At 67.8% G+C, this 11,693-nt stretch carries 13 protein-coding genes; 8 read left to right on the forward strand and 5 right to left on the reverse strand.

Annotated features, from left to right (window positions below; genetic code table 11):
* Nucleotides 1-34: 34 nt before the first annotated feature.
* The 3 genes from FFS72_RS05260 to FFS72_RS05270 form a co-directional block, all read right to left on the reverse strand.
* Nucleotides 35-535: a DUF4395 domain-containing protein gene (locus FFS72_RS05260; RefSeq protein ID WP_137872948.1), complete on the reverse strand. Its 501-nt coding sequence runs from the start codon at nucleotides 533-535 to the stop codon at nucleotides 35-37.
* Between the two features lie 259 nt (nucleotides 536-794).
* On the reverse strand, nucleotides 795-1,241 hold the full coding sequence (locus tag FFS72_RS05265; RefSeq protein ID WP_137872949.1) for a thioredoxin family protein: 447 nt from the start codon (nucleotides 1,239-1,241) through the stop codon (nucleotides 795-797).
* Nucleotides 1,238-2,017, reverse strand: a complete 780-nt coding sequence (locus FFS72_RS05270) for an LmeA family phospholipid-binding protein (RefSeq protein WP_137872950.1) — start codon at nucleotides 2,015-2,017, stop codon at nucleotides 1,238-1,240. Before FFS72_RS05270 ends, FFS72_RS05265 begins: the two co-directional genes overlap by 4 nt.
* Nucleotides 2,018-2,181: 164 nt before the next feature.
* Here FFS72_RS05270 and FFS72_RS05275 point away from each other — a divergent pair, with 164 nt between their 5' ends.
* The 8 genes from FFS72_RS05275 to FFS72_RS05310 all read left to right on the forward strand — a co-directional run bounded on the left by FFS72_RS05275 (nucleotide 2,182) and on the right by FFS72_RS05310 (nucleotide 9,815).
* Nucleotides 2,182-2,958 (forward strand): winged helix-turn-helix transcriptional regulator, encoded by a 777-nt coding sequence (locus FFS72_RS05275; protein WP_050066481.1) that lies wholly within the window; start codon nucleotides 2,182-2,184, stop codon nucleotides 2,956-2,958.
* Nucleotides 2,959-3,888 carry a mycothiol synthase gene (gene mshD, locus FFS72_RS05280; RefSeq protein ID WP_137872951.1) on the forward strand — a complete coding sequence of 310 codons (930 nt, stop codon included), beginning with the start codon at nucleotides 2,959-2,961 and terminating at the stop codon, nucleotides 3,886-3,888.
* Between the two features lie 4 nt (nucleotides 3,889-3,892).
* Nucleotides 3,893-4,621: a lysophospholipid acyltransferase family protein gene (locus FFS72_RS05285; protein ID WP_137872952.1), complete on the forward strand. Its 729-nt coding sequence runs from the start codon at nucleotides 3,893-3,895 to the stop codon at nucleotides 4,619-4,621.
* 181 nt (nucleotides 4,622-4,802) lie between these two features.
* Entirely contained in the window at nucleotides 4,803-5,927 is a 1,125-nt protein-coding gene (gene pstS, locus FFS72_RS05290) for a phosphate ABC transporter substrate-binding protein PstS (protein WP_137872953.1), read from the forward strand.
* 46 nt (nucleotides 5,928-5,973) lie between these two features.
* Complete coding sequence (pstC, locus tag FFS72_RS05295) at nucleotides 5,974-7,020, forward strand: phosphate ABC transporter permease subunit PstC (protein ID WP_137872954.1); 1,047 nt, start codon at nucleotides 5,974-5,976, stop codon at nucleotides 7,018-7,020.
* Nucleotide 7,021: 1 nt separating this feature from the next.
* Nucleotides 7,022-7,927: a phosphate ABC transporter permease PstA gene (gene pstA / locus FFS72_RS05300; protein ID WP_137872955.1), complete on the forward strand. Its 906-nt coding sequence runs from the start codon at nucleotides 7,022-7,024 to the stop codon at nucleotides 7,925-7,927.
* A 42-nt stretch (nucleotides 7,928-7,969) separates the two neighbouring features.
* Complete coding sequence (pstB, locus tag FFS72_RS05305) at nucleotides 7,970-8,746, forward strand: phosphate ABC transporter ATP-binding protein PstB (protein WP_050066486.1); 777 nt, start codon at nucleotides 7,970-7,972, stop codon at nucleotides 8,744-8,746.
* A 106-nt stretch (nucleotides 8,747-8,852) separates the two neighbouring features.
* Nucleotides 8,853-9,815, forward strand: a complete 963-nt coding sequence (locus FFS72_RS05310) for an LLM class F420-dependent oxidoreductase (RefSeq protein ID WP_137872956.1) — start codon at nucleotides 8,853-8,855, stop codon at nucleotides 9,813-9,815.
* 62 nt (nucleotides 9,816-9,877) lie between these two features.
* Here FFS72_RS05310 and FFS72_RS05315 read toward each other — a convergent pair whose 3' ends face one another.
* Both FFS72_RS05315 and phoU read right to left on the reverse strand, forming a co-directional pair.
* Complete coding sequence (locus FFS72_RS05315; protein ID WP_249353131.1) at nucleotides 9,878-10,849, reverse strand: endonuclease/exonuclease/phosphatase family protein; 972 nt, start codon at nucleotides 10,847-10,849, stop codon at nucleotides 9,878-9,880.
* Between the two features lie 88 nt (nucleotides 10,850-10,937).
* Nucleotides 10,938-11,609 (reverse strand): phosphate signaling complex protein PhoU, encoded by a 672-nt coding sequence (phoU, locus tag FFS72_RS05320; RefSeq protein WP_050066488.1) that lies wholly within the window; start codon nucleotides 11,607-11,609, stop codon nucleotides 10,938-10,940.
* Between the last annotated feature and the right edge of the window lie 84 nt (nucleotides 11,610-11,693).

Below are 11,693 nucleotides of genomic sequence, written 5' to 3' on the forward strand. Positions count from 1 at the left end.
CTGATGAGTGGGTACTGCGGCCCGGTCCTGGCGGCTACGCCGATGCGATCGGGGTCGACCTGCGGAAGCGGGCCACGAGCGGATATATCTGGCAGCCGAGGCAGAAGCCGACGGCGGCGTTGAGAAGGGCCGCGAACAGGGCGAAACCGGTCGCGACCGTGCCGAGCAGGGGCAGTCCCGCGAGAAATCCGACGACACCGACGGTGGCGAAGACGCCACCGACGAGTTGTGCGAACTTCAGCGGTGCCACCGGCTCCCGTTCGGACACCGGGTCGAGTCGGGGCGCGACCACTTTCGCGAAGATCTGGCCGTAGGGGCTGCGACGCGGGCCGACGACGGCTCCGATCGCGAACACGACCGCCTGCACAGCGAGCAGCAGGGCCGCCGCGACGGCCGAGAAAACGGACACGATCAGCACGGCCACCAGTACGACGGTGGTGATCCATGCCGCGAATCGAGGTCCACGGACGTCGACCTGATCGGCCGTGTGGACGCTGGGCACGGGTGGAGTGACATGGGTGGTGTTGGTGGGCATTGCGTAGTGCTCCTGCTCGAGTGCCGTGCACAGATGTGACTGGCGGGGCATGGGGGATCTGTCACGTGGGGCTCGCGGGAGCGCGAACCGGAGGAGGCGTGATGATCAGCAGCAGGGACAGCAACAACCGCCGAGGCGGCACAGATCAACTGCGCGGCGTCGGGTGAGCAGCAGCTCGGTGGCGGTGTGCACGTCGGCGAGCTTACCGGTTTTCGTCGGGAAGTGAACCCTCAGGTCGGCGCAGCACGACCAGGGCCTATCAGCAGAGCGGCACCAAGGCCGTTTCGAGGTCCGACGCGGTGGGTACACCCGAGACCCGGAACCGTTCCGCGCCGTCACGGTCGAAGATGAAGGTCGTAGGAAGGGACAGTACGCCGAGTTCGCGTGCAAGTACCGGGTTCTCGTCGATGTCGAGCTCGAGGTCGACGGGGCGGGCCGAGTCCGCGTCGAGCCGCTCGTCGAGGGCCGCAACGGTGTTGCCGACCACGCGCCGCACCGCCGCACACGGACCGCACCAGTCTGCCGAGAAGTGCAGGATCGTCGGTCCCGCACCCGGGACGCCCACCTCGCGCAGCAACGCCGCGCGGGCGGCGGGCGTCGACCCGCCGGTACCGGTGGCGCGCACCGTCCCCGAACGTGCCTTGATCAGCATCGCGACCCCGAGCGCCGCCACCAGCACCACCAGCAGCACGATCAGCCCCGTCACGGCGTGGTCATCTCGTCGATGTTGATCACCACGTTCTCGCCGGAACCCTCGATCGCCACCTGAGACCCCTGCGCGTACACCTTCGTCGGGCGAACGCCGAACGGCAGCTGGTCGACGTCGACCTGCCTGCTGAACAGTCCCAGCACCGCGGGCTTGAGTGGCGCGGGAACGGTGAAGTTGGCGTTGCCCTCGGGCCCGAAGTACAGATCCGTCGCGACGATGGTGACGTTGTCACCGTCGAGAGCGAGGTTGGCGGTCACGCTGACCGTGGCCTCCACCGGGCCGACCGGGACGGTGCCCGTGAGGACGATGCCGCCGCCCGTGGTCATCCCGGATCCGCCGGAGCCGCCCGTCCCGTCCGACGGGTCGGCGGGCGGAGCGGAGACCTCGAGGTCCGGAATACCGAGGTACGCACCGAGACTCGTCGCTTCGATCTTCACGCGGCCGTCGAGTCGTTCCACCGGAATCGTCTGGACGTCGCCCGCCATCAGGTCCGATGCGGACACCTCGACGCCGTGCAGGTCGGCCTCGACGGACACGTCACCGAGTTCCGTGCTCGGGACGCCCGTCGCGCGGATCTCGATGTGCTTGTAGCGGCCGGCGGCGGCCTGCGTGAGGAACGGGAATCCGGTGATCGTCACCGACGGATCGGCGTCGAGGCCCGCGCCCTCTCTCAGGCTCCGCGACACCCGGTACTCCGAATATGCGGCGGCGCCGAAGTCGACGAGTACGGCCGCCGCGATCAGGCACACCACGGTGAGTATCAGTTTGCGCACTCGACCATTGTGACGGACGCCGGCGGTGGACCCGCAGGCGTCGCGGTCTGAGCCGCAGGCCTCGCGTCGCCGGTACCGGGGGATGGCAGGCTAGTCTGTACTCCGTACTTGGCATCGTTGTCGGCTGTGCTCAGGCACCTGAACGGCAAGAAGGGGAGGCCTGTGTGGAGCTGCTCCTGCTGACCTCCGATCCGAATCCGGAATCGGTCCTACCTTCCCTTGCGCTGCTCGCGCACACAGTTCGGCCGGCACCGACGGAAGTGTCGTCGCTGCTCGACGCCGGTTCGGCCGACGTCGCACTCGTGGATGCCCGTACCGATCTTGCGGCGGCACGTGGCCTGTGCAGGCTGCTCGGCAGCACCGGGTCCGCGATTCCCGTCGTCGCGGTTCTCACCGAGGGCGGACTCGTCGCAGTCAATTCGGACTGGGGTCTCGACGACATCCTGCTGCCCGGCACCGGGCCCGCGGAACTCGATGCGCGTCTTCGTCTGCTGGTGGGACGCAACGGCGGCGCGGCAGCTCCGGAATCGAGCGGAAAGATCACGCTCGGTGAACTCGTCATCGACGAGGGCACGTACACCGCGCGTCTGCGTGGACGTCCCCTCGACCTGACCTACAAGGAATTCGAGCTGCTCAAGTACCTCGCGCAGCACGCGGGTCGGGTGTTCACCCGAGCCCAGCTGCTGCAGGAGGTGTGGGGCTACGACTTCTTCGGCGGCACACGGACCGTCGACGTCCACGTGCGACGACTCCGCGCGAAGCTCGGCCCCGAGTACGAGGCGCTGATCGGTACCGTCCGCAACGTCGGCTACAAGGCGGTCCGGCCGAGCCGCAAGCCGGGACCGGGAGCGAGCCGCACCGACGACGAGGGCGACTTCGGTGCCGACGAGGACAACCCCGACGACACGTCGCTGACGCCGGCGAACGGCACGGCCCTCTAGATGGCCGAAGCGGCGACGAACTGGTCCAGCCTGCTGAGTGCAGACGAGGCAAGGCAGGTGCGCGAACTGCTGTCCCGCGCGGCCGTGGTCGACGGCACCGAACCGGTGTCCGAGCAGGCGGTGCACCGTCTCGGCGGGCGCTCCGACGCCACGCATCTGCTGGCGAGGTCGGGTGGCGACATCGTCGGCTATGCCGGTGTCGAGCCGGCGCACGACGGGCACCCCGCCATGGTGGAGGCGGCAGTCGATCCGAATCACCGGGGTGCGGGAATCGGCCGGGAACTCGTGGCGCAGGCGCTGCAGCGCGGTGGCCGCGACGCTCGGGTGTGGGCGCACGGCGACCTGCCCGCAGCGCGGGCTGTGGCGTCCCGGCTCGGGCTCGCACCGGCGCGAGAACTGCTCCAACTGCGCCGAGCACTGGGCGAGCCCGCACTGCCGGAGGTTCCCGCGTCCGAGGGCGTCACGCTCCGCACCTACGCCGGACCGAGCGACGACGCGGATCTGCTTCGCGTCAACGCGGCGGCGTTCGACTGGCATCCCGAGCAGGGCTCCTGGACCCAACGAGAAATCGACGAGCGGGTCGCGGAGTCGTGGTTCGACCCGGCAGGACTGTTCGTCGCGGTCGACTCCGACACCGGAGAGATGCTCGGCTTCCACTGGACGAAGGTGCATCCGGAGTCCGGCGCGGAACCCGCGATCGGCGAGGTCTATGTCGTCGCGGTCGCCCCGACGGCCCAGGGTCGTGGACTCGGCCGGTTGCTGACCGTCGCCGGATTGCGCTACTTGCGCGACCGCGGCCTCGGTGCGGTACTGCTGTACACGGAGGCGGACAACGAGGCCGCCCTCCACACCTACTATCGGCTCGCATTCGAGCGGTATCACGTGGACGTCGCCTATGCGGACGTCGCGCATACAGGGGACGAGGGGTAGCGAGATGTTCTATTGGCTGCTGAAGTTCGTGTTCGTCGGGCCGTTCATCCGCCTGTACAACCGTCCGAAGGTCGAAGGGGTGGAGAACATCCCGACGTCGGGTCCGGCGATCCTGGTGGGCAATCACCTGTCGATCGCGGACTGGCTGTTCGCGCCGCTGTCGTCGCCGCGGCGCATCACGTACCTCGCGAAGAGCGAGTACTTCACGACCCCGGGTTTCCGGGGGTTCCTGCAGAAGGCGTTCTACGCGGGTGCGGGCCAGGTTCCGATCGACCGCAGTGGTGCCGACGCTGCGAGTTCCGCGCTGAACACGGCGACGCGGCTTCTGGACGAGGGCAAGCTCGTCGGCCTGTTCCCGGAGGGCACTCGCTCGCCCGACGGTCGCCTGTACAAGGGCAAGACTGGTGCCGCGCGGCTCGCACTGAGCACGGGCATCCCCGTCATCCCCGTCGCCGTGATCGGGACCGACGTCATCTGCCCGCCCGGGCCGTTCAAGTGGCGTCGACACCGAGTTCAGGTGAAGTACGGCAAGCCGCTGGACTTCTCCCGCTTCGAGGGCATGTCAGGAAATCGGTGGGTCGAGCGGACCGTCACCGACGAGATCATGTACGAGCTGATGCGGATGTCGGGCCAGGAGTACGTCGACGTCTACGCGGCGTCGCTGAAGAAGAACGTGCCCCCCGCGGCCGACACCGTCCGCGACTTCCGCGCTCCCGAATCCAAGGCCGGCTGACGTCGACCACGTGATCTTCACCACGATCGCGGTGGAGCGTCGCAGGGTAGTTGAAGACGCATAGTCCTGTTCACCTCTCGTTCATCCTCTCGGGACCACCTGTCCACCACCTGCGCTTACGTTTCACGAGCAGGGTGGCGGGGTGCTGCCCGAACTTGATGAGTCTCCCGGAGGAAACAGCGTGAACTTCAAGCGCAATGCTGCCGTGCTCGGTGCAGTCGCGGTCGGTGCCATGACCCTGGTTGCCTGTGGAAGCGACAACAACACGGCCTCGTCGGGAACCTCCGTCAACAGCGCGGCGTCGAGCGCGACGTGCGAGGGCAAGACCTCGCTGTCGGCCGCAGGCTCGTCCGCGCAGAAGAACGCGATGGACAACTTCATCGCCACCTACATCGCGGTGTGCAAGGACAAGGGCGTCGACGTCAAGATCGCCTACAACCCCACCGGTTCCGGTGACGGACGCACCCAGTTCATCGCGAAGCAGGTCGACTTCGCCGGTTCCGATTCCGCGATCAAGGGTGACCAGGCCGTCGCCGCCAAGGAGCGTTGCGCGGGCAACGACGCCTGGAACCTGCCGCTGGTCTTCGGTCCGGTCGCCATCGCGTACAACCTCGACGGCGTCGAGAACCTGACCCTCAACGGCGAGGTCATCGCCAAGATCTTCACCGGTGCGATCACCAAGTGGAACGACCCGGCCATCGCGGCGCTCAACTCGGGTGTGACGCTGCCGGACACGGCCATCACTCCGATCGTGCGTTCCGATTCGTCGGGCACCACCGACAACTTCCAGCAGTACCTCACCGTCGCATCGAACGGTGCCTGGACCAAGGGCGCCGGATCCGACTTCGTCGGCGGCGTCGGCGAGGGCGCGAAGGGCTCCGCGGGTGTCTCGCAGGCCGTCGCCGGCGCCCCCGGCTCGATCACCTACGTCGAGAAGTCCTTCGCGGACCAGAACAAGCTCGCGATCGCGCAGATCGACTCCGGCGCAGGCGCGGTCGAGCTGACCGAGGAGACCGCGGCGAAGGCCATCGAGGGTGCGACGTTCAAGTCCGAGACCGTCGGCGACATGACGCTGAACCTCGACTCGATCTTCGGCACCAAGGAGGCAGGCGCCTACCCGATCGTCCTGGCGACGTACTCCATCGTGTGCTCCAACGGCTACGACGCCGACACCTCCGCCGCGGTGAAGTCGTTCCTGACCAGCGCCGCCAACGAAGGTCAGGACGGACTCTCGGAGCAGGGCTACGTGAGCCTGCCCGGCACCGTCCAGGACAAGCTGAACGCGTCGATCGCCGCTATCGGCTGACTCTGTCGGACGCTCTATATTCAGAACTAACAGAATGCGAGCGCAGATGAGCGACGCGCCCACCCAGTCGGCGCCTCCCGCACCCGGCCCCGGTGACTCCGGGGCCGGGACAGGGGGCACGCGCGGAGCACCGGAGGCACCGATGCCCACACCGTCTTCCCCCGGCAAGGCGGTGGTCCGTCCTGGCGACCGGATCTTCACCTCGCTGACCACCGGCTCGGCGATCTTCATCTCCGTGCTGATCGCAGCGATCGGTGCGTTCCTGGTGTGGCGGGCGGTCCCGGCGCTCTCGCGGAACGAGGTCAACTTCCTCACCAGCCGCGAGTGGGTCACCACCGACATCAACGCGATGGCGTTCGGTGTCCTGGACCTGCTGCAGGTCACGGTGCTCGTCTCGCTCTTCGCGCTGGCGCTCGCGATGCCGGTCTCGCTCGGCATCGCACTGTTCCTCACGCAGTACGCGCCGCCGCGGTTGTCGCGCCCGCTCGCCTACGTGATCGATCTGCTCGCCGCGGTTCCCTCGATCGTCTACGGCCTGTGGGGTCTGCTGATCTTCGCGCCTGCGATCAAGCCGTTCGCGATATGGCTGAACGAGAACCTCGGCTGGTTCTTCCTGTTCTCGACCGGGTCCGGGTCGATCCAGGGCGGCGGCACGATCTTCACCGCGGGCATCGTGCTCGCGGTGATGATCCTGCCGATGATCACCGCCGTGACCCGTGAGGTCTTCGCGCAGACGCCGGTGTCGCACATCGAGGCGGCGCTGGCGCTCGGCGCCACGAAGTGGGAAGTCGTCAAGACCACGGTCCTGCCGTTCGGCAAGTCCGGATACATCAGCGGTTCCATGCTCGGCCTCGGTCGCGCGCTTGGCGAGACGATGGCGCTCTACATGATCCTGCGTACGACCGCGAAGAGCGCGACATGGTCGCTCTTCGACGGCGGTTCGACGATCGCGTCGAAGATCGCACTCGGCTATGCCGAGTTCAACAACGACATCCAGGCGGGTGCCTACATCGCGGCCGGCCTGGTCCTGTTCGTGCTGACCTTCGTGGTCAACGCCGCGGCCCGCGCCGCCGTCGCAGGGAAGAAGAGCTGACATGACGACCTCGACAATGGACCGGCCCGTCAAGGCCCCCACATTTCAGGGTGTGGGCGGGCGTCGCCGCATCACCGACCTCGTCGTCAAGGTCCTCGTCACGGCATCGGTTCTGCTGGCGCTGATCCCGCTGGTCTGGGTGCTGTACACGGTGATCCAGAAGGGCTTCGCGGCGATCACCAGCCCCACCTGGTTCACGAACTCGTTCAACGGCCTGTCCGCGTCCGCCTCCGGCGGCGGCATCTACCACGCGCTGATCGGCACGATCCTGCAGGGCGTCGTGTGCGCGGTGATCTCGATTCCGCTCGGCCTTGCCGTCGCGGTGTACCTCACCGAGTACGCGGGGACGTCGAGGCTCGGAAAGATCACCACGTTCATGGTCGACATCCTGTCGGGTGTGCCGTCGATCGTCGCCGCACTGTTCATCTACGCGTTGTGGATCGCGACGTTCGGATTCCCGAAGTCGGCGTTCGCGGTGTCGCTCGCGCTGGTGCTGCTGATGGTTCCGGTCGTGATCCGCAGCACCGAGGAAATGCTGCGGATCGTCCCGCAGGATCTGCGGGAGGCGTCGTACGCGCTCGGCGTGCCGAAGTGGAAGACGATCATGCGGATCGTCGTCCCGACCGCGCTGCCCGGCATCATCACCGGTGTCATGCTCGCGCTCGCCCGAGTGCTCGGTGAGACCGCGCCGCTGCTGATCCTGGTCGGGTACGCGCCGTTCATCAACTTCGACCTGTTCAACGGCGAGATGGGCTCCCTGCCCGGCGTCATGGTCGCGGAGATGAACAACCCGACCCCCGCGGGTTCGGAGCGAATCTGGGGCGCCGCCCTGACCTTGATCCTGCTGATCGCGGTGCTCAACATCGTCGCGAAGCTGATCGGTCACTTCTCCCGGGTCAGCAAGTGACCCCCTCAACCCTCCGAGTCACCACCATGCAAGGGAGCCACCATGGCGAAGCGTCTTGATCTCAAGGACGTCAACATCTACTACGGCAAGTTCCACGCCGTCGCCGACGTCGGCCTGGCAGTGCCTCCGCGCAACGTGACCGCGTTCATCGGCCCGTCCGGCTGTGGCAAGTCCACGGTGCTGCGGTCCATCAACCGCATGCACGAGGTGACGCCCGGTGCCCGCGTCGAGGGCGCGATCCTCCTCGACGGCGAGGACATCTACGGCTCCCAGGTCGATCCCGTCGGTGTTCGCCGCACCATCGGCATGGTGTTCCAGCGCCCGAACCCGTTCCCCACCATGTCCATTCGCGACAACGTCGTCGCGGGGCTCAAACTGCAGGGTGGCCGGAACAAGAAGGAACTCGACGAGATCGCCGAGCAGTCCCTCCGAGGCGCGAACCTGTGGAACGAGGTCAAGGACCGTCTCGACAAGCCGGGCGGCGGACTGTCCGGCGGTCAGCAGCAGCGTCTGTGCATCGCCCGGGCGATCGCCGTCTCTCCGGACGTGCTGCTGATGGACGAGCCCTGCTCGGCCCTCGACCCCATCTCGACCCTCGCGATCGAGGACCTGATCACGGAGCTGAAGAAGGACTTCACCATCGTGATCGTCACGCACAACATGCAGCAGGCCGCCCGCGTCAGCGACCAGACCGCCTTCTTCAACCTCGAGGCCACCGGCAAGCCCGGCCGGCTCATCGAGATCGACGACACGGAGAAGATCTTCTCCAACCCGTCCCAGAAGGCGACCGAGGACTACATCTCGGGCCGCTTCGGATAATCGGCACACCGTCTCTCACCGCACCCCGGTCGCGCTGCGGCCGGGGTGCAGTGCGGCGTGGGCGTGGTCGATCCCTGCTGTGACGGCCCCTGCCTAGTCTGGTCCCATGACAGCGAAGCGCTGGGGACTGACCGTGCCCCTTCTTGGACCGTCCCTGGCCGATCAGCGTGACCTGGTCGCGGAGCTGCCGGACCTCGGCTACACCGACGTGTGGTCGTCGGAGGCGAACGCGACGGATGCGTTCACGCCGCTGGCGCTGGCGAGCGTGTGGGCGCCGCAGCTGCGGCTGGGTACCGCGATCGTCCCGGTGTACACGCGGGGGCCGGCGACGCTGGCGATGTCGGCGGCGACGATGGCGCAGGCCGCGCCGGGTCGGTTCGTGCTCGGCATCGGCACGTCGTCGAACGTCATCGTCGAGAAGTGGAACGGCCTCGATTTCGACGAACCGTACAAGCGGGCCCGCGACACTCTGCGCTTCCTGCACGCGGCGCTGCGCGGGGAGAAGGTCGTCGAGGAGTACGACACTTTCGCGATCGACGGTTTCGTGTCCGGTGTGGTCGCGGAACCACCGCCGCCCGTGCTGCTGGCCGCGTTGCGTCCGTCGATGCTGCGGCTCGCCGGTCGCGAGGGTGACGGCGCGATCGTCAACTGGCTGTCCGCGGACGACGTGGCGGTGGTTGCGCCGCACGTGCACGCCGGTGGCCCCGACAAGGAGATCGTCGCGCGGATCTTCGTGCTGCCCGATGTCGACGCCGACACGGCCCGCGCCATCGGCCGCCGCATGATCGCCGCGTACATGACCGTGCCCGTATACCGGGCGTTCCATGAATGGCTCGGCCGTACAGAGGAATTCGCCGGCATGTGGAAGACGTGGGCGGAGGGCGACCGCAAGGCGGCTCTCGAGGCGATCCCCGACAGGGTGGTCGATCAGCTGATCGTGCACGGCCCGGCAGCCCGGTGCCGCGAGCACATCGAACGGTACGTCGACGCGGGCGTCACCACCCCCGTCATCGCGCTCATGGCTCCGGGTGATCCGGCGCCGATGATCCGCGCCCTCGCGCCTCGCTAGCCGCGAGTGCGCGGTTGCCGGTGCACCGTGCGCGAGTGCGCATCGAGGACAGCGCATTCGGGTCAGTCGCGTGCCAGTCGGATGTCGGCGACCACGCCGTGGTGGTCGGAGCCGTCGACGACGATGCGGTCGAGGCTCGTCGCCACCGCACCCTTCGTCACGATGCGGTCGATGCCGGTGACGGCCGGGTACCGGCGGTGGGCGGGCATGGTCGGGACCAGGCCGGCGCCGGTCTGGTCGGCGGCGTCCAGGTAGCCGTCGACGAGCAGATCCCGATACTGACGCTGCGGCCAACTCGCGTTGAAATCGCCTGCGACGACGATGTTGTCGCGGTTCGTGACTGCTGTCATCTCGGCGCCGACGGCGCGGAGTTCGGAGGCCCACATCCGGGCGGGGAAGAGGTATGCCGGGGCCGGGTGTACCGCGAGCAGCGCGACGGGCTCCCGAAGTCCGACGTCGATGTCGGCGGCGAGGTTCGCGGACAGGTATCCGTCGAGGACTCTGGTGTCCGACAGTGGGTATCGGCTGTAGACGCCGCCCCCGAGGCCGCCGGGCCCGAGGGGGACGACGAATCGGTGGGGGAGGAGGTCGTCGAGCCCAGCGGTGTGCAGGGCGTCGATGGCCTCGTCGGTGAGCTCCTGCACGGTGAGGACGTCGACGCCCCTTTCGCGGACAGCGGTGGTGAGCTTCGTCGGATCTGCCTGCCCCACTTTGATGTTCGCCTGCATGACACGCAGGGTCGGACCGCCCGGATCGGGGACACCTGGCCCCGTGACATAGAGCGGCGCGAGCAGCCAGCCGCCGAGCGCGCACACGACCAGGCATGCGCCCTGCACAAGCCAGCGCCGCGCGATCGTGGCGACCACCGCACCGACGAGGGCCGCGCCGATCCACACCGGCGCCCAGCCCGCGAGCAGGATGACGAAACGATTCTCCACCCGGATCTGCGACGCCAGCACCGCCGCCGCACCGACTGCGCCGCAGGCCGCGGCGAAGACCGCGGCCGACTGCCGATAGACCTCCAGATACCTCACGCCTCGATCTTCGCCGACACATGAATACGGGCGGTGCCGGACCTCGCTTCGCAGCGTGGCCCGGCACCGCCCGTCAGGTGGATGTGGGTCAGTTGATCTCGCCGGTGTCCTCGGGTTCGGTCGGCATCTTGCCGGTGACGAGGAAGATCACGCGCCTGCCGACCTCGACTGCGTGGTCGGCGAACCGCTCGTAGTAGCGGCCGAGGAGGGTGACGTCGACGGCCGCCGCGACGCCGTGCTCCCATTCACGGTCCATGAGCACGGTGAACAGGTGCTTGTGCAGGTCGTCCATCGCCTCGTCCTCCTCGCGGAGCTTCGCGGCGCGTTCGGGATCGCGCGATTCGAGGACTTCCCTGGCGGCGGCGCCGAGTGCGACGGCGAGGCGTCCCATCTCCGCGAAGTAGCCGTTGACCTCTTCGGGGAGCACGTGGTTGGGATGTCGGCGCCGAGCGGCCTTTGCGACGTGCAGTGCGAGGGCGCCCATCCGGTCGATGTCGGCGACGATCTGGATGCCACTGACGACCGACCTCAGGTCACCGGCGACCGGGGCCTGCAGCGCGAGGAGGGCGAAGGCCCGCTCCTCGCAGAGGGCACTGAGGTCGGTGATCTGGTCGTGATCGCTGATGACCTCTTCGGCGAGGGTCAGATCGGCTTGGAGCAGCGACTGCGTCGCCTTCTCCATCGCCGTGCCCGCGAGCCCGGCCATCACGCCGAGCATGTCGGCGAGTTCGGTCATCTGTTCGTTGTAAGCCACGCGCATGTTGGGACAGTCTAATTCTCGTCTTGGGACAAGTCACTTACTGGCAGTGAACGTGGAATGAACCGTGGGTGCACGTAGGTGCCC

The sequence above is a fragment of the Rhodococcus sp. Q genome (assembly GCF_005503035.1).
Classification (GTDB): Bacteria; Actinomycetota; Actinomycetes; order Mycobacteriales; family Mycobacteriaceae; genus Rhodococcus_G.